This is a genomic window from Kribbella sp. NPDC051770 (assembly GCF_040681455.1).
Classification (GTDB): Bacteria; Actinomycetota; Actinomycetes; order Propionibacteriales; family Kribbellaceae; genus Kribbella.
The window spans coordinates 205,820-228,286 of the sequence record NZ_JBFAYT010000006.1 but is presented as its reverse complement, the minus strand read 5'-3'; the positions used below and the strand labels follow the sequence as shown (position 1 = coordinate 228,286).

16 protein-coding genes are annotated in these 22,467 nt (G+C 70.4%); 12 read left to right on the top strand and 4 right to left on the bottom strand.

Going from position 1 to position 22,467, the window contains the following annotated elements:
• The first annotated feature begins 45 nt into the window (after positions 1-45).
• The 6 genes from radA to AB0M01_RS21380 all read left to right on the top strand — a co-directional run bounded on the left by radA (position 46) and on the right by AB0M01_RS21380 (position 7,787).
• Positions 46-1,458: a DNA repair protein RadA gene (gene radA / locus AB0M01_RS21405; protein WP_363672024.1), complete on the top strand. Its 1,413-nt coding sequence runs from the start codon at positions 46-48 to the stop codon at positions 1,456-1,458.
• A 112-nt stretch (positions 1,459-1,570) separates the two neighbouring features.
• On the top strand, positions 1,571-2,506 hold the full coding sequence (locus AB0M01_RS21400; RefSeq protein WP_363672022.1) for a beta-ketoacyl-ACP synthase III: 936 nt from the start codon (positions 1,571-1,573) through the stop codon (positions 2,504-2,506).
• A gap of 243 nt (positions 2,507-2,749) precedes the next feature.
• Positions 2,750-3,844: a DNA integrity scanning diadenylate cyclase DisA gene (disA, locus tag AB0M01_RS21395; protein WP_363672020.1), complete on the top strand. Its 1,095-nt coding sequence runs from the start codon at positions 2,750-2,752 to the stop codon at positions 3,842-3,844.
• A gap of 200 nt (positions 3,845-4,044) precedes the next feature.
• A complete protein-coding gene (locus tag AB0M01_RS21390; RefSeq protein WP_363672018.1) occupies positions 4,045-5,532 on the top strand; it encodes a DHA2 family efflux MFS transporter permease subunit in 1,488 nt (495 codons plus the stop codon).
• 207 nt (positions 5,533-5,739) lie between these two features.
• On the top strand, positions 5,740-6,306 hold the full coding sequence (locus tag AB0M01_RS21385) for a helix-turn-helix transcriptional regulator (protein ID WP_363672017.1): 567 nt from the start codon (positions 5,740-5,742) through the stop codon (positions 6,304-6,306).
• Positions 6,288-7,787 carry a DHA2 family efflux MFS transporter permease subunit gene (locus tag AB0M01_RS21380; RefSeq protein WP_363672015.1) on the top strand — a complete coding sequence of 500 codons (1,500 nt, stop codon included), beginning with the start codon at positions 6,288-6,290 and terminating at the stop codon, positions 7,785-7,787. Before AB0M01_RS21385 ends, AB0M01_RS21380 begins: the two co-directional genes overlap by 19 nt.
• Here the strand turns inward: AB0M01_RS21380 and AB0M01_RS21375 are convergent.
• Positions 7,784-8,494 carry a hypothetical protein gene (locus tag AB0M01_RS21375; RefSeq protein WP_363672013.1) on the bottom strand — a complete coding sequence of 237 codons (711 nt, stop codon included), beginning with the start codon at positions 8,492-8,494 and terminating at the stop codon, positions 7,784-7,786. The genes AB0M01_RS21380 and AB0M01_RS21375 overlap by 4 nt on opposite strands.
• 32 nt (positions 8,495-8,526) lie before the next feature.
• Here AB0M01_RS21375 and AB0M01_RS21370 point away from each other — a divergent pair, with 32 nt between their 5' ends.
• Positions 8,527-9,420, top strand: a complete 894-nt coding sequence (locus tag AB0M01_RS21370; protein WP_363672011.1) for an A/G-specific adenine glycosylase — start codon at positions 8,527-8,529, stop codon at positions 9,418-9,420.
• Positions 9,421-9,495: 75 nt separating this feature from the next.
• On the opposite strand, the gene AB0M01_RS21365 is transcribed toward AB0M01_RS21370, so the two are convergent.
• Positions 9,496-10,446, bottom strand: a complete 951-nt coding sequence (locus tag AB0M01_RS21365) for a DivIVA domain-containing protein (protein WP_184799394.1) — start codon at positions 10,444-10,446, stop codon at positions 9,496-9,498.
• 72 nt (positions 10,447-10,518) lie between these two features.
• Positions 10,519-12,852: a kinetoplast-associated-like protein gene (locus tag AB0M01_RS21360; RefSeq protein ID WP_363672009.1), complete on the bottom strand. Its 2,334-nt coding sequence runs from the start codon at positions 12,850-12,852 to the stop codon at positions 10,519-10,521.
• Between the two features lie 311 nt (positions 12,853-13,163).
• Here AB0M01_RS21360 and AB0M01_RS21355 point away from each other — a divergent pair, with 311 nt between their 5' ends.
• From AB0M01_RS21355 to AB0M01_RS21335, 5 genes are all read left to right on the top strand, one after another.
• Positions 13,164-15,818 (top strand): hypothetical protein, encoded by a 2,655-nt coding sequence (locus tag AB0M01_RS21355; protein ID WP_363672007.1) that lies wholly within the window; start codon positions 13,164-13,166, stop codon positions 15,816-15,818.
• Positions 15,818-16,327, top strand: coding sequence for a hypothetical protein (locus tag AB0M01_RS21350; protein ID WP_363672005.1), 510 nt, complete (start codon positions 15,818-15,820; stop codon positions 16,325-16,327). The genes AB0M01_RS21355 and AB0M01_RS21350 overlap by 1 nt, the downstream gene beginning before the upstream one ends.
• A 101-nt stretch (positions 16,328-16,428) precedes the next feature.
• Entirely contained in the window at positions 16,429-17,745 is a 1,317-nt protein-coding gene (locus AB0M01_RS21345; protein WP_363672003.1) for a hypothetical protein, read from the top strand.
• Positions 17,746-18,441: 696 nt separating this feature from the next.
• Positions 18,442-18,900: a helix-turn-helix domain-containing protein gene (locus tag AB0M01_RS21340; protein ID WP_363672001.1), complete on the top strand. Its 459-nt coding sequence runs from the start codon at positions 18,442-18,444 to the stop codon at positions 18,898-18,900.
• Between the two features lies 1 nt (position 18,901).
• A complete protein-coding gene (locus tag AB0M01_RS21335) occupies positions 18,902-19,450 on the top strand; it encodes a PIN domain-containing protein (RefSeq protein ID WP_363671999.1) in 549 nt (182 codons plus the stop codon).
• Positions 19,451-19,591: 141 nt separating this feature from the next.
• Here AB0M01_RS21335 and AB0M01_RS21330 read toward each other — a convergent pair whose 3' ends face one another.
• Positions 19,592-22,126, bottom strand: coding sequence for an ATP-dependent Clp protease ATP-binding subunit (locus tag AB0M01_RS21330; RefSeq protein ID WP_363671997.1), 2,535 nt, complete (start codon positions 22,124-22,126; stop codon positions 19,592-19,594).
• Positions 22,127-22,467: the final 341 nt, after the last annotated feature.

Below are 22,467 nucleotides of genomic sequence, written 5' to 3'. Positions count from 1 at the left end.
CGGCGCCGGTCGTGGATTGTCGGTGGGGTCGCCTAGGTTGGGAACATGGTGAAGGCGGCGGGGCAGACCAAGTCGAAGGCGGCGGGGAAGTCGCCGTTCCAGTGCTCGGAGTGCGGCTGGAGCGCGGCGCGCTGGATCGGGCGCTGCGGCGAGTGCCAGGCCTGGGGCACCGTCGTCGAGGTCGGCGCACCCAAGGCCGCCCGGATCACCGCCGGACCGATCTCCTCCCCCGCGATGCCGATCGCGCAGGTCTCCGCCGTCGAGGCCGAGTCGCGAGCGACCGGGATCGGCGAGCTCGACCGCGTGCTCGGCGGCGGCGTCGTACCGGGCGCGGTGATCCTGCTCGCCGGTGAGCCCGGCGTCGGCAAGTCCACGCTGCTGCTCGAGGTCGCGGCCCAGTCCGCGCGCAACGGGCACCGCACGCTCTACGTCTCCGGCGAGGAGTCCGCCGCCCAGGTCCGCCTGCGCGCCGGCCGGACCGACGCGCTCGTCGACGAACTGTTCCTCGCGGCCGAGACCGACCTCGGCGCGGTCGTCGGCCAGGTCGACGCGGTCGAGCCGTCGTTCCTGGTGATCGACTCCGTGCAGACGATGGCGCACCCCGAGGTCGACGGCGCCCCCGGCGGCGTCACCCAGGTCCGCGAGGTGACCGGCGCGCTGGTCCGGCTCGCCAAGGAGCGCAACATCGCCGTCGTCCTGGTCGGGCACGTCACCAAGGACGGCGCGATCGCCGGCCCGCGGATGCTCGAGCACCTGGTCGACGTCGTGCTCGCCTTCGACGGCGACCGGCACTCCGGCTTCCGGATGGTCCGCGCCACCAAGAACCGGTTCGGCCCGTCCGACGAGGTCGGCTGCTTCGACATGGTCGACACCGGCATCGTCGAGGTCAGCGACCCGACCGGCCTGTTCGTCTCCGAGCACTCCGAGCCGGTCGCCGGCACGTGCGTGACGGTGATGATGGAGGGCCGCCGCCCGCTGCTCGCCGAGGTGCAGGCACTGGTCGGACCGTCCTCGGCGCCGCAACCACGGCGTACGACGTCCGGCCTGGAGTCGTCGCGGGTCGCCATGGTGCTGGCCGTGCTCGGCAACCGGGCAGGCGTCAAGCTGCACGACCACGAGGTGTACGTCGCGACCGTCGGCGGCGTGAAGATCACCGAACCGGTCGCGGACCTGGCGGTTGCCATCGCGGTCGCGTCGTCGGTCACCGACAAGCCGATCCACCCCGGCCTGATCGCGATCGGCGAAGTCGGCCTGGCCGGCGAGGTCCGCCGCGTCGGCGGCCTCGAGAAACGCCTGGCCGAGGCAGCCCGCCTCGGCTTCACCAAGGCCATCGTCCCCGCCGACGTCCCAAACCGCGGCAAGGACCTGAAGCCGCTCGACATGCAGGCCAAGTACGGCCTGCGCGTCTTCGCCGCAGGCGACATCCGAGCCGCCATGCACGCCGCCGGCATCCTCTAGGACTCTGTAATGAGTCTCACAAGAGTGAGACGGGTGTCCACACCCTGATTCGTCATTACGTACTCTGGATGGCGGCCCACCCCTCCCTGCGGCCGCCCACGAAGGAGCCCCCATGACCGGATCCAGAGTTGTCGCGCTCGGCCACTACCAGCCCGAGCGGGTGCTCACCAACGCCGAGCTCGCCACGATGGTGGACACCAACGACGAGTGGATCCAGAGCCGGGTCGGGATCAAGGAGCGCCGGATCGCGGCCCCCGACGAGCAGGTCGACGAGATGGCCTGGCGGGCCGCGGAGAAGGCGATCGCGAACGCCGGCCTGGACAAGGCCGAGATCGACTACGTCGTCGTCGCCACCTGTACGGCGATCGACCGCTCCCCGAACATCGCCGCCCGCGTCGCCGCCCGGCTCGGCCTCGGCCACCCGGCCGCGATCGACATCAACACGGCCTGCTCCGGTTTCAGCCACGCGCTGTCCACCGCCGACCACGCGATCCGCGCGGGCGCGGCCTCGAAGGCGCTGGTGATCGGCGTCGAGAAGCTCACCGACTTCACCGACTGGACCGACCGTACGACGTGCGTCCTGGTCGGCGACGGCGCCGGCGCGCTGGTCCTGGTGGCCAGCGACGAGCCTGAGGTCGGGCCGGTCGTCTGGGGCTCGGTGCCGGAGATGTCCGACGCGGTCCGGATCGAGGGCGACGGCAAGTTCGCGCAGAACGGGCAGAGCGTCTTCCGCTGGACCACCACCCAGCTCCCGGCGATCGCCAAGCAGGTCTGCGAGAAGGGCGGCATCGCGCCCGAGGACCTCGGCGGTGTCGTCCTGCACCAGGCCAACCTGCGCATCATCGAGCCGCTGGCCAAGAAGCTCGGCGCGGTGAACGCGGTCGTCGCGCGCGACGTCGTCGAGTCCGGCAACACCTCGGCCGCGAGCATCCCGATCGCGCTGTCCAAGCTGGTCGAGCGCCGCGAGATCCCGGTCGGCGCCCCGGTACTGCTGTTCGGCTTCGGCGGCGGTCTGTCGTACGCCGGTCAGATCATCCGCTGCCCCTGAGCGAGACTCGCCGTAAGGACGCAGACAATTTTCTGCGTCCCGGCGGCCGGGCCGTTGGTTGACCGGTGAGGGTTTCCGACTCTGCCCGGTCCCGCAATCACGTCTCTTCACGCCGGAAAATTAGTTGCACGCGTCGGGTGCACACCCAGATGCACGGGCGTTTGCAAACGCCCGTGCAAGGAGTACCCGCTCCGGCCGGTATTGGCTCACACCACGCCGCGGACCCGCATAGACTCAGGGACCGTGGCCCCGAATTCCGACAAGAACAGCACCGAGACCCGGATGCGCGCGACCCTCGCGGCCGTGGCACCCGGTACCGAACTGCGCGAAGGCCTGGAACGGATCCTGCGGGGCCGGACCGGCGCCCTCCTGGTCCTCGGTCATGACAAGACCGTCGACGGCATCTCCACCGGCGGCTTCGAGATCGACGTCGAGTTCACCGCCACCGGCCTGCGTGAGCTGAGCAAGATGGACGGCGCGATCATCCTCGACCGCGACGTCAGCCGGATGCTGCGCGCCGCCGTGCACCTGATGCCGGACCCCTCGATCCACACCGAGGAGACCGGCACCCGGCACCGCACCGCCGACCGAGTGGCGCGGCAGACCGGCTTCCCGGTGATCTCGGTGTCGCAGTCGATGCACATCATCGCCCTGTACGTCGACGACCAGCGCTACGTGCTGGAGGACTCCGGCGCGATCCTGTCCCGGGCCAACCAGGCGCTGGCCACCCTCGAGCGGTACAAGCTGCGCCTCGACGAGGTCTCGGGCACGCTGTCGGCGCTGGAGATCGAGGACCTGGTCACCGTCCGGGACGTCGCCGCCGTCGCCCAGCGACTGGAGATGGTTCGCCGGATCGCCACCGAGATCGACGGGTACGTCGTCGAGCTCGGTACCGACGGCCGCCTGCTCACCCTCCAGCTGAACGAGCTGGTCGCCGGTGTGGCCGGCGAGCGCGAGCTGGTCGTCCGCGACTACCTGCCGCCCGCGACCGGCCGCAAGGCCAAAACGGCGGACGACGTACTGCTGGAGCTGGACGCCGTCAGCCCGACCGACCTGCTGGACATCGGCCAGGTCGCGCGGGCCCTGCAGCTCGGCGGCGCCGAGCAGCTCGACGCAGCGGTCACTCCGCGCGGGTACCGGCTGCTGGCCAAGGTGCCGCGCCTGCCCGGCGCGGTCATCGACCGCCTGATCGAGCACTTCGGCCACCTGCAGAAGCTGCTCGCCGCGAGCATCGACGACCTGCAGACCGTCGACGGCGTCGGCGAGAACCGCGCCCGCACGGTCCGCGAGGGCCTGTCCCGGCTCGCCGAGTCGAGCATCCTCGAACGCTACGTCTGACCGCCGTACGCCGGCTCGCCCCACTGCGGCCGCCGGCGTACAGGCTGCTGACCGGGCTTCGTTCCACCTGTCGCTGACGTCTCCACCGGGTCGCCGTGTCCGCACGGCGGCCCGGCGTCTTTGGGTCGCCCCTCTTGCTTACTGACTTGTCAGTGAGTCACACTCACCGAGGACCGCTCCGGCTGAGATGAGGAACTCGCATGGCCGCTCTACGCCAGCACGACCCGGCGACCACCGTCCGGCCCTGGCCCGCGCTCTGGGCGCTGATGCTGGGCTTCTTCATGATCCTGGTCGACTCGACGATCGTCTCGGTCGCGACGCCCGCGATCCTCACCGACCTGCACGCGGACATCGGCAGCGTCGTGTGGGTCACCAGCGCCTACCTGCTCGCGTACGTCGTACCGCTGCTCGTCACCGGCCGGCTCGGTGACCGGTTCGGCCCGAAGAGGCTCTACCTCACCGGCCTGGTGCTGTTCTCGCTCGCGTCGGTGGCCTGCGGCCTGACCGGCACGATCGAGCTGCTGATCGTCGCGCGCGTCTTCCAGGGCTTCGGCGCCGCGCTGATGACCCCGCAGACGATGGCCGTCATCACCCGGATCTTCCCGGCCGACCAGCGCGGCCGCGCGATGAGCCTGTGGGGCGCGACCGCCGGCGCCGCGCTGCTGGTCGGCCCGGTGCTCGGCGGCGTCCTGGTCGACGGCCTCGGCTGGCAGTGGATCTTCTTCGTCAACGCACCCGTCGGCCTGGTCGGCTTCGTCCTCGCGCTGCGCCTGGTCCCGAGCCTGCCGACCCAGGACCGCCGCTTCGACCTGCTCGGCGTGGCGCTCAGCTCGGTCGGCCTGTTCTGCCTGGTCTTCGGCATCCAGGAAGGCCAGAAGTACGACTGGGGCCGGATCACCGGACCGATCTCGGTCTGGTCGCTGATCGCCGCCGGGCTCGTCGTCCTCGGGATCTTCGTGTTCTGGCAGGCCCGGAACACCGGCGAACCGCTGCTGCCGCTGTCGCTGTTCAAGGACCGCAACTTCTCCCTGGCCAACCTCGCGATCAGCACGATCGGCTTCGCGATCACCGCCCTCACCTTCCCGCTGATGCTGTACGCGCAGAGCGTGCGCGGCCTCGACCCGACGCCGGCGGCGCTGCTGATGGTTCCGATGGCCGTCATCTCCGGCCTGCTGGCGCCGTTCGTCGGCAAGCTCACCGACACCGCCTCGCCGCGGCTGCTGGCCGGCTTCGGCGTGCTGTGCTGCTCGGCGTCGCTGTTCTGGCTCAGCGCGGTGATCACTCCGACCGTGCCGATCTGGCAACTGCTGCTGCCGATCGGGCTGCTCGGCGTCGCCAACGGATTCATGTGGGCACCGATCGGCGCGACCGCGACCCGCAACCTGCCGTACGCCCAGGCCGGAGCCGGCGCGGGGGTCTACAACACGACCCGGCAGATCGGCGCGGTGCTGGGCAGCGCGGGCATCGCCGTACTGATGGAGTCGCGGCTCGCGCACAACCTCCCGGCCGCGCCCGGCGGCGGTCCGTCGGCCGAGGCGAGCTTCGGCCGGATCGTGCCGGAGCCGCTGCAGCAGGGGTTCAGCGACGCGATGGCCCAGTCGCTGCTGCTTCCGGCGGCGGTGCTGGTGATCGGCCTGATCGCAGCGCTGTGCTTCACGCGATCGCAGACCCGCAAGACGTCGATCTAGTCGCTCCCGCTCCCGCCCTTCCCCTCCCCCTCCCGTCTCCCTCCTCCCTGCCCTTCCCCTCGTCCCGGCCTTCCCCTCTCCCTCCCGCGGCCCCGGTGGATCCCACCGGGGCCGCGGCGCGTCCACACCAGAAACTTGCTTCCGAGACAGCATCCGAGCAATACTCCACGTGGAATAATTCGCACGGAATAGTTCGAGGTGGAACACGTGGCGGAGTTGACGCCTCTGGGGATCGCGGTGCTGGCGCTGCTCGACGAGCGGCCGATGCACGCCTACGAGATGTACCAACTGCTGCTCCAGCGGCAGAACAGCCGGCTGCTGAAGGTGAAACCCGGCTCGCTCTACCACACGGTCGAGCGGCTGGCCGGCCAGGAACTGGTCCGCGCGACCGGCACCGAACGGGCCGGCAACCGGCCCGAGCGGACGACGTACGAGCTGACCCCGGCCGGCAAGCAGGCGCTGCAGCAGCGGGTCCAGGCCGGGATCGAGACCTACGTCTACGAGTACCCGCTGTTCCCCGTCGTCCTGAGCGAGGCGCACAACCTCGAACCCGCCGACGCCGCCGAGCGGTTCCGGCGCCGGCTGGTCGAGCTGGCCGGGCAGATCGCCGAGCTCGACGCCGTGATCGCGGACGTCACCGACCGTGGGGTACCGGAGCAGTTCTGGATCGCCGCGGACTACAACCGGGCAGTGCTGGCCGCCGAGCGCACTTGGCTGACCACCCTCCTGCACCGCATCGAGAGCAAGGATCTTTCATGGCAACACCGCAAGTGAGGCCCGACGTGCGGCCGTGGCCGGCGCTGTGGGCGCTGGTGCTCGGCTTCTTCATGATCCTGGTCGACTCCACGATCGTGTCGGTGGCGACACCCGCGATCCTGACCGACCTGGACGCCGACGTCAGCAGCGTGGTCTGGGTGACCAGCGCCTACCTGCTGGCGTACGCCGTACCGCTGCTGATCACCGGGCGGCTCGGCGACCGGTTCGGCCCGAAGAAGCTCTACCTGACCGGCCTGACGCTGTTCACGCTGGCGTCGGTGTGGTGCGGGCTGACCGGGACGATCGAGATGCTGATCGTGGCCCGGATCTTCCAGGGGCTCGGCGCCTCGCTGATGACGCCGCAGACGATGGCCGTGATCACCCGGATCTTCCCCGCCGACCAGCGCGGCCGGGCGATGAGCCTGTGGGGCGCGACGGCCGGCGTGGCGACGCTGGTCGGCCCGATCCTCGGCGGTGTCCTCGTCGACGGGCTCGGCTGGCAGTGGATCTTCTTCATCAACGCGCCGGTCGGTGTCGTCGGCTTCGTGCTGGCGCTGCGGCTGGTGCCGGACCTGCCGACCAACGAGCACCGCTTCGACCTGCTCGGGGTCGCGCTGAGCTCGATCGGGCTGTTCTGCCTGGTGTTCGGCATCCAGGAGGGGCAGAAGTACGACTGGGGTCAGATCAGCGGGCCGATCTCGGTCTGGTCGCTGATCGCCGCCGGGCTGGTCGTGATCGGGGTGTTCCTGTTCTGGCAGGCGAAGAACAAGGGCGAGCCGCTGCTGCCGCTGTCGCTGTTCAAGGACCGCAACTTCTCGCTGGCCAACACGGCGATCACGACGGTCGGCTTCGCGATCACCGCGATGACGTTCCCGCTGATGCTGTACGCCCAGAGCGTGCGCGGTCTCAGCCCGACCCGGTCCGCGCTGCTGCTGGTGCCGATGGCCGTGATCTCCGGCGCGCTGGCGCCGTTCGTCGGCCGGCTGACCGACAAGGCGCCGCCGCGGTTCATCGCCGGCTTCGGGCTGCTGTGCTGCTCGGTGTCGCTGTTCTGGCTGAGCCAGGTGATGGAGCCGACCGTCCCGATCTGGCAACTGCTGCTGCCGATCGCGCTGCTGGGCGTGGCGAACGGGTTCATGTGGGCCCCACTCGGTACGACGGCCACGCGCAACCTGCCGTACCACCAGGCGGGCGCGGGTGCGGGCGTCTACAACACGACGCGTCAGGTCGGCGCGGTCCTCGGGAGCGCGGGCATCGCCGTACTGATGGAGTCGCGGCTGGCCGCGAACCTGCCGGCCGCACCGGGTGGGTCGTCGGCGGAGCCGAGCTTCGCCGGGAAGCTGCCGGAGGCGATCCACCAGGGGTTCAGTGACTCGATGGCGCAGTCACTGATCCTGCCGGCGTCGGTGCTGATCATCGGGTTGGTGGCAGCGCTGTTCTTCACGCGGCCGGCGCACCTGCAGGCGAAGGCGTACTCGGGGTCGGCGAAGGCGGACTAGGAAGCGACGACGTAGAAGGCCTGTGCGGCGGACGCCTGTCCGTCGTACACGGCCTTCGCCACATAGGTTCCGGGCTTGGCCTGCGGCTGACCCGGCAGGCAGCCCGGGCCGGAGCGGCGCCCGTCCCAGGCCACGGTGCTCGTCGACTGCTTGCCCTTGGCAACAAGGAAGGTTGCCCGCGGCACGGTCTGCTCGCACTGCGTGGTGGACCAGATCTGGTCCGCTCCCGAGGTGATCGTCAGCGACAGCAACGTCGGATCGATCGCCGCCTTGCACTCCGCACGGACCGCGCTCAGCTGGACGGCGAAGTTCAGCGCACCCCCGGCCTTGATCGTCCGGACCGCCGGCAGCACCGCCACCCGGACGTCACGACCGGCGCAGTCCTGTGGCGGCTCAGGCGTCTTCGGGGTCTCCGGAGTGCTCGGCTTGCCGGTGGGCTTCCCGGTCGGCTTGCCGCTGGGCGGCGGGGTCTTGACCGGGGTCTGCTCGTTCACACCGGTTGTCGGCGTACTGGTCGGGTCGACAGGAGCAGTGGGGTTCTCGTTCTGGGGTCCGCCCGCTGCCGTGTTCTCCGGCTTGTCGCCGCCGCCACCGATCAGACGCCCGAACAGCACCAGCACCACCACCAGGGCGACCAGCAGCAGGCCCCTGCGGAACCAGTAGACGCTGGCAGGCAGGTGCCCGACCGGACGGAGCAGGCTGCTCATGTCCGCACCTTAATGTCAGGATTGACCCCGACATGTCAGACTCGCCGCTCCCCCTCGCATCCACCTTGCACGCCCCCGTGCTCCAGTGGTACGCCGCCAACGCCCGAACCCTCCCCTGGCGCGACCCGGACGCCGGTCCGTGGGCGGTGATGATCAGCGAGTTCATGCTGCAGCAGACGCCGGTCGCGCGCGTGCTCCCGGCGTACGAGACGTGGATCCGCCGCTGGCCCAAACCAGGCGACCTCGCCGCTGAGCCCTCTGGCGAAGCCGTCCGCGCCTGGGACCGCCTCGGCTACCCCCGGCGCGCCCTGCGCCTGCACGCCGCCGCCCAGGCCATCGTCGAGCGCCACGGAGGCGAGGTCCCCTCCGACCACGCCGCCCTGCTGGCCCTCCCCGGCGTCGGCACGTACACGGCAGCCGCCATCGCCTCCTTCGCCTTCGGCCAGCGCCACGCGGTCGTCGACACCAACGTCCGCCGAGTCTTCGCCCGAGCGCTCACCGGCGTAGCGCAGCCGACGATCTCCCCCACCGCCGCCGACCAACGCCTGGCCGCCGCCGCCCTCCCGATGGAGGATTCCGTGGCTGCCCGCTGGGGCGTCGCCACCATGGAACTGGGCGCCCTGATCTGCACCGCCCGAGTCCCCCGCTGCAACCAGTGCCCCATCAGCACGTCCTGCGCGTGGGTCCTGGCCGGCTCCCCGCCGTACGACGGCCCGCCCCGCAAAGGCCAAACCTACGAAGGCACCGACCGCCAGGCCCGAGGCCGCCTGCTGGCCGTCCTCAGAGCGGCTACCAGCTCGGTCCCCAAACAACAGCTGGACGCCTGCTGGCCGGACGCACCCCAACGCGAGCGAGCCCTCGACGGCTTGGTAGCAGACGGCCTCGTCGAGCCGCTCCCCCGCAACCGCTACCGGCTTCCGCAGTAAGAACGCATGCTCAAGGCCGGCTCCTCCCTTGCGGGAGGGCCGGCCTCAGAGCGACCGAGCAGTGGTGGAGGCTGCTCAGTTCTTCTTGCTCGACGTGGCGGTTTCGTCCTCGTCGTCGGCGAGCAGGTCGAGCGGCATCGCGGGGCTGCCGGACAGCGTCGCCAGCATCTGGCGGACGTTGGTCAGCTGCGCGTTGATGCTGTCCCGGCGCTGGGTCGCGGCGGCGAGCTCGCGCTCGGACTCGGCGCGGATCCGCTCGGACTTGTCCTTCGCGGCGGCGACGATCTCCTGCGCCTGACGGTTCGCGTCGGCCAGCTGCTGCTGGGCCAGGCGCTCCGCCTCGGACCGGGACCGGTCGGCCTCGCGCTGCACCTGGGCGGCGCGGTCGGTGACCGCGGCCAGCTGCTGCTCGGCCAGCGCCGTCCGGGCGGCGAACTCCTGCTCGACCTTGCCGCGGCGCTCGGCCAGGGTGGTCTCGAAGGCGGCCGCGGCCTGGGCGGACTTGGCCCGCTCCTGCTCGTACAGGGCCTGCGCCTCGCTGCGCCGCGCGTTCGCGTCGCGCTCGGCCTCGTCACGCATGTCGTCGGCCTGGGTCCGGGCCTCCTCGAGGATCCGGGCGGCCTCGGCGTCGACCTCGCTCTTCCAGTCCAGGGAGTACTGCTCGGCCTCCTTGCGGACCTTCTTCGCGTGCGCCTCGGCGTCGGCGACGATCGCCTCGGCGTCGGTGCGGGCGCGGGTGACCAGGTCACGGGCCTCGTCGTCGGCCAGGGACAGGATCTTGGCGACCCGCTCACCGAACTCGGTGAACGTCGGCGCCCGGTCCTTGTTGTCCTCCTGCGCCGAGATGACGGCCGACTCGGCGGCGTCGGTCCGGGTCTGCAGCTCCTGGACGTGCCGCTGCAGCTGCTCGGACTGCTGCTGGAGCGCGGTCAGCGAGGTGGTCAGCTCCCGGACGTGCTGATCCACCTGGGCCGGCTCGTAGCCACGCAGAACGGTGCGGAACGGGGTTGGTGCTTCACTGCTCATGTCTTCAGATGCTCACTTCGACTGGTGGGTGGATCACACATTGTCACTGACAAGGATCTGACTGTCACGTCCTCATCCTGATTCCCCCGTGGAACCCTCGCTGGAGGACATTCCACCATCAACGCGGAAGCCGGGTACAGCGAGTGCCTCGATCACACCCGAAAGCTGGGTGAGCTCCTTGGTGATCTCGTCGCGGCGCTGGTTCAGCGCGGCGACCCTCGCCTCGGCGTCGGCGAGAAGTTTTCGGGCCTGCGAGCGCAGCTCGTCCGCGTGCGCGCGGGCCTGCGCCTCGAGCTGCTGGGCGTCGGCGCGGGACTTGCGGATCAGCTCGTGCGACTGGCGCTGCGCGTCGGCGAGGTCGTTCGCGGCCCGCTCGCGCAGCACCTGCGTACTGGCTTCGGCCTCGGCGACGCGGCGGTTGGCGCGGTCGACGATCTCCTTGGCCTCGGCCTCGGCGGTCGCCTTGAGCCGCTCGGCCTTGGCCTGCGCCTGGACGGTGACCCGCTCGGCCTGCTGACCGGCGTTCTCCATCGCGGCCTCGGCCTGCGCGGTCGCTTCCCTGAGCGCGGCGTTGGCCTGGTTGGTCTGCTCGGCGTTCTGCCGGGTGATCTCTTCCTGGGTCGCCTTGAGCCGGCTGGTGGAACGGCCGACGACGCGGCGCAGGTGGGCGCGCTTCTCGCGCATCAGCTCGGCGGCCTCGGCGGCGGCCTTGTCCCGGATCGCCTGCGCCTCGGACTCGGCCGCGGAGACCAGCTCGCCGACGGTCTGCTTGGTCCAGGCGGTCTGCTTCTCGGCCTCGGCGAGGGCGACCTCGGCGGCCTTGTTGGCGTCCTCGACGATCCGCTGCGCTTCGGCGGACGCCGTACGCCGGTCCGCCTCGATGCTGTCGACGACGAGCTTGGCCTGCGCGCGGGCGTCGGCCATCAGCCGTTCGTTGGCCGCCTCGGCCTCGGACTTCTGCCGCCCGAGGTCCTCGACGGCCTCGGCCCGCAGCTTGTCGATCTCGAGCGAGATCGCGGCGAGCTTGGCCCGCTCGGTCTCCTCCAGCTCCGCCGTACGCCGTTCCAGCTCGGCGCGGTTCTCGCCGCGGAGCCGCTCGATCTCGGCGTGCGCCTCGGCGATCTCGGCGCGTGCCTTCTCCCGGGCGGCCTCGACCTCGCGCTCGACGGCGACCCGCAGGTCCTTCGCCTCGGACTCGGCCCGCGAGATCAGGTCGGCCTCGGCCCGTACGGCGGCCTGCGACACCAGCGCGGCCTGCTCACCGGCGTCGGCGACCAGCTGCTGCGCCTCGCGGCCGGCGCGCTCGACGTTCTGGGCGGCGGCCTCGCGGGCTTCGCGCGCTTCGACGAGCAGCTCGTCGGCGTCGGCCTTGACCTGCGCGGCTGCGGTCTCGGCCTGGGCGATCCGCCGCGCGGCCGCGGTCTCGGAGTCTTCCTGGAGCTTGTCGACGGCGGCCTGGGCGTCGGCCTTGAGCTTCGCGACGGCAGCTTCGGTCTCGGTCCGGAGCCGCTCGGCCTCGGCTTCAGAGTCGGCCTTCAACTTGGCCGCGGCGGCCTCGGAGTCGGCCTGCACCTTCGCGGCTGCCGCTTCGGAGTCGGCCCGCAGCTGCGCCGCCGCGGCCTCCGAATCCTCCTTCAGCTTGGCGGCCGTCGCCTCCGACTCGGTCCGGACCTGCTCGGCCGCGGCCTCGGCCTCGGCGCGGTGGTCGTCGGCGGCCTTGCGGACCCGCGCGGCCTCCATCTCGGCGTCGGCGATCCGCCGGGCCGCCGCGGCCTGCGACTCGGCCCGCAGCTCGTCGGCCGCGGTCTGGGTGTCGGTGCGCAACTTGTCGGCGGCGGCCTCGGACTCGCTCCGGCGGCGCGTCACCTCGTCGTCCACGGCGACGCGCAGCTGCTCGGCCGCCGACTCGGACTCGGTCTTCAGGCGGTCCGCCGTACTGGTCGCGTCGGCCCGGACTTTCGCGGCCTCGGCGTCGGCCTCGTCGCGCAGCCGCTTCACCTCGGCCGCGGTGTCGGCGCGGAGCTTGGCGACCTCGGCGGTCGCGGTCGCGCGCAGCTGCTCGGTCTCGTCGGCCGCCTCGGTGCGGACCCGCTCGGACTCGGCTTCGGCCTCGGTGCGCAGCTGGTCGGCCGCGCGCTCGGCGTCGGCGAGCAGGCGCTCGGCGGAGGCGGTCGCGTCGGCGCGCAGCTTGCGGGCCGCGGTGTCGGCCTCGGCCCGGAGCTGCTCGGCCTGCCCACGAATCTGCTCGGCCTCGCGCAGCGCGGAGTCGTTCTCGAGCTCGGCCTGCTCGCGCAGGGTGTCGGCGATCCGCTGCGCGCGCTCCAGCACGCCGCCCGCTTGCCGCACGCCAAAGGAACCGGCGTCGACGACCGGTTCCTGGGTCAAGGGCAGACGCGGTGCGTCCATGCGACGAGATGATTCCATCTCCGGCCCCCTCTCCAACAGTCCGGGTCCACTTGGCGCAGTCATGCTCTTACAACGAGCCACAACCGGCTACGGGTAGCTTCTTTTTTATGCCGTTGCGTGATCTTCCCACTGAATCGAAGGCCGCAGCGGGCCTGTTACAGGTGCAGCGGCTGCGGCACCGCGTGACCGTACGACGGACCGGGTGGCCCGGTCCAGCACTGGCCGGACTCGCTGTGGTCACAGCGGTTTCGCTGCTGCTGCCGGGCTCGGCAAGTACAGGCTGTTACCTCTGGCGAGCCACCACCCAACCAGTGCACGGACGTGGTCCGGCGCTGGTCCTGCCGCTCGCTCTGGTCCTGGTCGTGCTCGCGGATCGCTTGTGGGCGGACAAAGTGGCGGCCCGGCGGCAGGTGCGGGGCTGGGCCGCGCTGGGGCTCGGAGTGCTCACCGCTGTGGTCTGGACTGGTCTGGTGGTTCAGGGCCGATCGGGTTGCGCCACCTCACCGGCTGTGATCGGTGTCGTCGGGTCCGGCGTCCTGGCGACGGCGATCTGCGCGCACTGGGCGGCCCGTCACGAGGCGGTCGCCGAGCTGTTGCCGGAACGTCCCGAAAAATCTTCCGAGGATCCGCTGAACCAGTCCGAATTGCGGGCAACCTTTGTCCAGCTCTGCGATTTCGTCGCTCCGGGGACTGCTCGGCGGACCGTTGCGGCGCTGCTCTCGGCCGTCGCCGCGGCGCTGTTGCTGCTGTCGACGCTGCTGCCTTGGCGCGAGCTAGTGGACCCGGTGGCGCTCGGTCCGGCAGGTGCTGAGGCCGGGCTGCTCCGCTCGCAGCTGTGGGAGCTGCCGTACGCGCTGACCTGGGCGGCGCTCGTCGCTCTGCTGGCGGTCGTCGTGCTCGCCACCTCGATCACCGGCCCTGCGCTGGTACGGCGTACTGCTGCTGCGCTGACCGGAGCGCTGACTGTCACCGGGACGCTCCACTCACTCGCGCAGCTCCCGCCGCGTCTCCCCGACGGCGTCGGCTACCAGCCAGGTCTCGGTGTGTGGGTGGGCTTAGGTCTGGGTGTGCTGCTCCTGGTCCTGGCGCTGCTGCCGCTACGGCAGGTGTTGGTCATCTGCGTAGCCGCTGTGCTCGGCCTGGTCGGCGGGCTGCTCGTGCCGGACGCTGCTGGTACGTCGTACATGCCTGAGGTCGTTCCCGGCTCACCGCACCGGCTGCTGAACCTCAACGGCGGTCAGCTCGAGGACCAGCTCGGCATGCGAGTAGCGATCGGTACCTCCGACCCGCTCGACTCCATCGCAGGCAACCTCGACGGCTCCCCTGGCGAGTGGCTGCTGGGCCGCACCGGCTCCGAGGGCTCGACAGTCTTCGCGTACGTCGACGGCGTCGCGCTCCCACAGGTAGCGCTCAGCCATGGGACCACACCGCCGGCCCTGCTCGGTGTGGCCGACCACCGGATGCTGCTGCTCGCAGGTGGCGCCAGCGATCGCCCCTGGGCCGTGCTGTCTGTGCCGCTCAACCTGGTTTCAGCGGACATCAGTCTGAGCCACCAGGACCCGGACGGCCGGTACTACGTGACGCCTGGCATCGAGATCCTCGCCAGCGGCACCGGACCGGCTCTGACGCATCGGAACGCGGACCGCTCGGTCGTCATCTGGGGAGGCACCAGCACCTGGCAGATCCCGGCTGCAGCGCTGAAGCCCGGGATGAAGCTGGCCGACTACCTGGTGAACCCAGGGCCGGGTGCACCAGGCAACTCGGTCTCCACCGGGCCGGACGGCACAGTCGCCTGGCGGACGAGCCAGACCGGTCTCGCACTGCGCCGCCCGGGCTCTGGTGCCATGCAGGTGACAGGTGTCGCTCCGGCGGGGTGTCCGCTGAGTCGCGACGCGGCCAGCTCGTCGCTGACCGTCGAGGCGTTCGCTGTCGACGTGCGCGGCAACCTGTGGCTCGGCGGTAGCGCGCAGACCGCGGTGATCACACCGGACGGCGTACTGCGGCCGCTGCCTTCGCGGGTCGCTGGAGTGGACAGCATCGAGGCGCGGCCCGACGGGTCGGTCGTACTGGGAGTGTCGCCGGGCGGTGGGGACCAGGTGCTGGTCGTACCGGATGCGGCTGCGTCTGCTGCTGCGTACCCGGCTGCTGATGAGCCGGCCGCTCGGTGCGATCGGCGGAAGCCTGCTGGCGGCAGTACGTCGTACCGGGCGGCCGTTGTGCCGCAGGTGCCTTTGGTGGAGCCGCCGGTCACCGTGGAAGGCCAACCAGGCAAGGCCGTCCCGGGTGCGAACTCGCAGCTGGCGCTGGATGCTGCCGGGCGGCTGGTCCGGATGCGGCTGCCGAACGCGGCACACGCGTGGGCTCCTGACGGGCTCGGCGGGCTCTGGTGGACCGTCGCCAGTCGCAGCAAACCGTCGACCGAGCTGGGCGTTCACTTGGTTGGCGGGCACGCGACTGTGGTGCAGGACTCGTTGCCATCGGCCCCTGAACAGCGCGGTGAGTCAGCGGCTGCTGCTGGCGAGTTGCTGGTCACCTCGATCGGTGGCGGCCAGTACAACCTGTACGGACCGGGCGCGAAACGCCTTCAGCTGAACGGGAAACTCCGCGCTCTTGTGCAGCTGCCAGCTGGTGCGGTGGCGGCGGTGCTGGGCGAGCGGCTGATCCAGGTTGAGCGCGACGGCCGGGAGACCGTGCTGCTCGGTGGCGCGTCTACTGGTTGGCCGGTGTCAGCAGCTGGCGTTCCGGCTGCCGAGAGGACGACGGACGGAACCTGGTTCGCCGGGCCCGACGGGAGACCGTGGGTCTACGACGGCGTCCACCTGACACGGGTTGACGGTCCTGGTCGCGTCACGGTCGTCGCCGGTCCGGCTGACGGCGTACCGCAAGCTGCTGACGACCTGACGGTCATCGGCGAGGCGCTGTACTTCGAGCTGGGCCACGACGTGATCCGCCTGGGGGTGCGGTGATGCTGCCTGATGAGGAGCTGCCGGACAAGCTGGAGCAGGAGGAGAAGCGCCAGGCCGTCGTACAGCACCGCTGGTTTGCGCTGGCGACGCTGCTCGCCACACTGCCTGCTGGAGTGGCGTTGCTGCTGCCGTGGGCGTTCAGCCGTCGGCTGGGTCAGTCGGTGTGGCAGCTGGGCTTGGAGACTCAGCCTGCGCTCGCGCTGACCTGGCTGGCCGGGCTGCTGGCCGCCGTACTGGCTCTGGTGCTGGGGCCTGGTCAGCTGGCGCAGCTGGCTGCTGGTGTCTCTGGGGTCGTTGCGCTGGTCTACGGCGCTGGCGGCTGGCAGGCCAACAACGCCAGCGTCCTCAGCGACACGTGGCCCGGGCCTGGTCCTGTCGTGGCGCTCGTGTCCGGGCTGATCTGGGTGCTGTGCGCCAGCGCGCAGCTCATCGCCGACCGCCCGCATCCTGTCGAGCCCGACCCCGAGTCGCTTGCCAACGCCGTACGCCGGCTGCGCCAGAACCGCTGAAAGTTCCCCCGAGCGAGGGACCCGAACCCCTCGCAGGACGGAAGTGCTCACCCCGCCTTCAGCTGCACCGTGGAACCACACGAGCAATCTGGAGGACTTTCATGACCACCGCCGTTCACCCCCAAGGCCGTACCGGCCCCCGCACTCGCGGCCCCGGCCGCACCCGCCGCCTCCCGATCGCGGTCGCCGTCCTGTCCCTCCTGTACGGCGTCCTCGGCGTGACCTGGCTCCTCAACGGCCCGATCGACTACCCCTTCGGCCCCACCGGCCCCGACGCCGACCGCATCTCGCTGCTCGCCTTCATCCCGACGGACGTCGGCGCCGGTCTGATCGCCGTCCTCGGCTTCCTCGGCGTACCGGCCGCACTCGCGCACACCCAATCCACGTGGACACCATCGGCGTACCGACCGCTGCTCGCGTTCACCGCCCTGCAAGCGATCGTCTTCGGCCTGCTCGCACCGAGCATGACCGTCATCGTCCTCGCGGGCTACCTGCTCGTCCTCGTCGGCCTGCCCGTCGCCTTCGCCTTCCTCGTCGCCGGCGCCTGGCGCCAGCCAGTCACCCGCGCACTTCTGCTCGGCGTACTGGCCCTGGTCGCCACGCTTCAACTCACCACTGGTCTCTTCGACTGGGAGGCGTTCCGCAACCTCGGCACAGCGCTCGCCCACGTCCCAGAACGCGTCGGCACCACGCCGCTGTTCGTCCTCACCGCGTTCCTCCTCGGCGCCGGCTGGACCGCCCTGGGCATCCGAACCCTCCGTACGGCGCAGTCCCGCTGCCCCCACTGCGGCCGCTCCCACAGCACCGCTGCGTCGCCCGGCGTCTCGCCGACCGACCCTCGCGGGCACGACTCCCCCGCCCGGACCGCCCGAGAGTCGGCGACGCCCAGCCCGCACTGGACCGACCCCGAGTCCGCCCGCCGCTGGGGCTTCTGGGCCACGATCATCGCCGCCCTCTGCCCGATGCCCTACGCCCTCCTCCGCATGACTTGGCTGCTCCCCACCCCCATCGGCCTGGGCATCGACTCCGCCGACCTCGACGCCGACCCCGGCATGAAGCTCTTCGGTCTCGGCCTCGGCCTGATCGCCCTGGCCTCCGGCATCGTCACCCTCGGCCTGATCCGCCCCTGGGGCGAAACCTGGCCTCGCTGGATCCCGTTCCTCGCCGGCCGCCCAGTCCCGATCAAGGCCGCCGTCATCCCCGGCGCCACCGCCGCGGCCTTCCTCCTGGTCAGCAGCCTCTCCCTGGTCCAGATGCTCTGGCTCCCCGAGGAGTCCCTGCTCACCAACCTGGGCCACCTGGCCCTCTTCCCCTTCCCCCTCTGGGGAACCACCCTCGCCATCGCCACCGCGGCCTACTACTACCGCCGCCGCCCACCCTGCCCGTACGCCGTCACCCAGGCCGCCGCGACACGGTAACCGTCGCCCCCTGAGCCACAACCCCCTGCGGCAGTTGCGCCATCCCCGTCCCACTCGACCACTTCCCAGCAGCCCGCAGGTAGTCGATCAGAACCCGCTGCCCCTGCCCGTCCACCACGACCGGCACCAACTCGAAACTCCCCGAAGACGCCTCACCCCCGATCGTCACATCAGGACAAGTCAGCGCCTCCCCTTCCCCCACACAAGGCCCAGCCGCCGGGTAGTACGGCGCCCCCACCCCCGCCTTCCGAATCAGAACCCACACCCCTTCCCCCGGCCGCAACCCCCGCACAGTCCCCGTCACCCGCTCAACCGGCCCCACCACAGCCCCCGCCGCCGGCACCCCGATCCCCACCACCCGCTCCGCCACAGGCTCAACCCGAGCCGCCTTCTCCCCGTCCCGCCACCCCACCACAGCAGCCGCCACCCCACCCACAGCCACCACCCCACAAACCACAGCCACCACCCGCCACCACCCAGCCACCAAAGCCCGAGCCCGATGCTTCCGACGAGCCATCCGACCCTCCTCGCCAACCCAGTAGCCACCGCAGCCACCCTGCCGGTGCCCACTCATTGTCATCGACACCCCCCAACCCCCGCTGCCTCAGCCACGCCGTACCTGAGCTCGACTACCCGGCGTACCGGTTGCGTTTACTGCGTTTGTTGCGGATACTTCGATTGATCAGGAGGAGTCCCATGAACGCACCCGAACCGGCGACCGCACGCCCCGACGCCGCCGAGGTCAAGACCGCCGACATCGCCATGCGCCGGGTCAAGCGGTACCTCGCCGACCACACCGACGAACGCGACATCCGCGTCGTCGTCGGCGGCGACCCCGACGACACCCTGGCCATCCCGCGCAGCGCCGTCGAACTGCTCGCCCGCGTGCTCGCCCACATGGCGGCCGGCCAAGGCGTCACCGTCGTACCGGCCCACGCCGAGCTGACGACCCAGCAGGCAGCCGACATCCTGAACGTCTCGCGACCGCACCTGATCGGGCTGCTGGACGCCGGCGAGATCGCCTTCCGCAAGGTCGGCAGCCACCGCCGCGTCCGCGCCGACTCGCTGCTGGAGTACCGCCGCCGAGACGACCAGACCCGCCGCGAGGCCGCCGACGAGCTCACCGAGCTCAACCAGGACATGGGCCTGTACTGACGTGCCGTTCATCGTCGTGTACGACGCCAACGTCCTCTACCCCAACAGCCTGCGCGACCTGCTGATCCGCGTCGCCCAGGCCGGCCTCGTCCAGGCGAAGTGGACCGACCAGATCCTCGACGAGACCTTCCGCAACCTCCGCATCGACCGCCCCGACCTCGACCCCGCGAAGCTCGACCGCACCCGCACGCTGATGAACAGGGCGATCCGCGACGTCCGCGTCACCGGCTACGAGCCCCTGATCGGCACCGTCGACCTCCCCGACCCCGACGACCGCCATGTCGTCGCGGCCGCGATCAAGTCCCACGCCCAGGTCATCGTCACGGAGAACACCAAACACTTCCCGCCGGCGGCCTTGACCCCGTGGAACCTCGAGACCCGCAACGCCGACGAGTTCGTCCACGACCTGATCGACCTCAACCGCCAGGAGGTCTACGCCCAGATCCAACGCATGGCCGACGCCTGGATCCGCCCGAGCACCGTCGAGGACGTCCTGAACGCCCTCGAACACCTGGGGCTGTTGGAGAGCGTCACCGCCCTCCGCAGTTGACGACGATTGCCTGTTGCGTACGACGGCGCAAGCCCGCCGAACCAGGCAAGCGACCGAAGGAGCCCGCGTGGGAAAGAAGCACCAAAACCAAAGACCCCGCGAACCAAACTGGTCCGCGGGGTCTGAGGTTCAGCTAACCGATCAGCTGTCCTGGAGCCCCGTGCCGCCGCCGGCGATCTCGGTGAGTTCCAGGTCGGGGGTGCTCTTCTGGGTTCCGGTGAACGTGAAGTACTCCGGGACCCCGTCCTCGCTGACCGTGCCTTCCGGCGCGACATCGACCAGGACGATCTGTCCCGGGCGAAGTTCGCCGAAGAGGATCTTCTCGGCGAGGACGTCCTCGACGTCGCGCTGGAGGGCGCGGCGTAGTGGGCGGGCGCCGAGGACCGGGTCGAAGCCGCGGTCGGCGACGAGGGCCTTGGCCGCGGGCGTGAGCTCGATGCCCATGTCCTTGTCCTTGAGGCGCTCCTCCACCTGGGCGACCATCAGGTCGACGATCTTGACGATCTCGTCCTTGCCGTGCTGGTGGAAGACGACGATCTCGTCGACGCGGTTCAGGAACTCGGGCCGGAAGTGCTGCTTGAGCTCCTCGGTGACCTTGGCCTTCATCTTCTCGTACGAGCCGGAGACGTCGCCGACCTGGGAGAAGCCGAGGCTGACGGCCTTGGCGATGTCCCGGGTGCCCAGGTTCGTGGTCATGATGATGACGGTGTTCTTGAAGTCGACCACCCGGCCCTGGGCGTCGGTCAGGCGACCTTCGTCCAGGATCTGCAGCAGCGAGTTGAAGATGTCCGGGTGGGCCTTCTCGACCTCGTCGAACAGGACCACGCTGAACGGCTTGCGGCGCACCTTCTCGGTGAGCTGGCCGCCCTCTTCGTAGCCGACGTACCCGGGAGGCGAACCGAACAGCCGCGAGGCCGTGTGCTTCTCGGAGTACTCCGACATGTCGAGGCTGATCAGCGCGCTCTCGTCGCCGAACAGGAACTCGGTCAGCGCCTTGGACAGCTCGGTCTTACCGACACCGGACGGGCCGGCGAAGATGAACGAGCCGGACGGGCGGCGCGGGTCCTTCAGACCGGCGCGAGTACGGCGGATCGAGCGCGACAGCGCCTTGACCGCGTCCTCCTGGCCGATGTACCGCTTGGCCAGCTCCTTCTCCATGTCCAGCAGCCGCGAGGACTCCTCCTCGGTCAGCTTGAAGACGGGGATGCCGGTCGCGGTGCTGAGCACCTCGGCGATCAGCTCCTCGTCGACCTCGGCGACGACGTCCATGTCGCCGGCCTTCCACTGCTTCTCGCGCTCGGCCTTCGCGTTGATCAGCTTCTTCTCGTCGTCGCGAAGCGACGCGGCCCGCTCGAAGTCCTGGGCGTCGATCGCCGACTCCTTCTCCCGGCGCACGTTCGCGATCTTCTCGTCGAACTCGCGCAGGTCCGGCGGAGCGGTCATCCGGCGGATCCGCAACCGGGCCCCGGCCTCGTCGATCAGGTCGATCGCCTTGTCGGGCAGGAACCGGTCGGAGATGTACCGGTCGGCCAGCTGCGCGGCGTTGACCAGCGCGGCGTCGGTGATGGTGACCCGGTGGTGCGCCTCGTACCGGTCGCGCAGGCCCTTGAGGATCTCGATCGTGTGCGCGATCGAGGGCTCGGCGACCTGGATCGGCTGGAACCGGCGCTCCAGCGCGGCGTCCTTCTCGACGTACTTGCGGTACTCGTCGAGGGTGGTCGCGCCGATGGTCTGCAGCTCGCCGCGGGCCAGCATCGGCTTCAGGATGCTCGCCGCGTCGATCGCGCCCTCGGCCGCACCGGCCCCGACGAGGGTGTGGATCTCGTCGATGAACAGCACGATGTCGCCGCGGGTGCGGATCTCCTTGAGCACCTTCTTGAGGCGCTCCTCGAAGTCACCCCGGTACCGCGATCCGGCGACCAGGGCGCCCAGGTCGAGGGAGTAGATCTGCTTGTCCTTGAGCGTCTCCGGCACGTCACCGCGGACGATCTGCTGGGCCAGACCCTCCACGATCGCGGTCTTGCCGACGCCCGGCTCACCGATCAGGACAGGGTTGTTCTTGGTCCGCCGGGACAGCACCTGCATGACCCGCTCGATCTCGGTCTCGCGCCCGATCACCGGGTCGAGCTTCGATTCGCGGGCGGACTGGGTGTAGTTCCGGCCGAACTGGTCGAGCACCAGGGAGCTGCTGGGAGCACCTTCGGTGGCCCCGGCGCCGGCCGTGGCCGTCTCCTTGCCCTGGTACCCGCTGAGCAGCTGGATGACCTGCTGCCGGACCTTGTTCAGGTCCGCGCCGAGCTTGACCAGGACCTGCGCGGCGACACCCTCACCCTCGCGGATGAGGCCGAGCAGGATGTGCTCGGTGCCGATGTAGTTGTGGCCCAGTTGCAGGGCCTCACGCAGGGAGAGCTCCAACACCTTCTTGGCGCGAGGGGTGAACGGGATGTGCCCGCTCGGAGCCTGCTGTCCCTGGCCGATGATCTCCTCGACCTGGGAACGGACAGCCTCCAGCGAGATGCCAAGACTTTCCAGAGCCTTGGCGGCGACACCCTCACCCTCGTGGATCAGGCCGAGCAGGATGTGCTCGGTCCCGATGTAGTTGTGGCTGAGCATCCTGGCCTCTTCCTGGGCCAGGACGACTACCCGACGGGCGCGGTCCGTAAATCGTTCAAACATCGCCAAAGCGCTCCTTGCCTCAGAGGAGTCGGACGTGCCGTGTGGGCCGACCCCCGTACATGCATGCTAGTCCCCGGCATCGACAGGCTCGCTCTCAGCGAACAAGACACGACCTCTCGCCCGGCCGCCTACTGGGGATCACAAGGGAACAACCCCTGGGGTCCCGGCGGTGTTCCCGGCGCGCCCGGTGTTCGCCACCAGCGAATTCACGGCGATAGCTGCCTCGGAAGGCATCACCACCGAACGACTCCGGTCACCGTGTCCACACTGTGAAACAACCGGAATGCGGACGGTCCCGGCGCCTTCGCAGGCACCGGGACCGGTCGAACCCGGGATCGGAT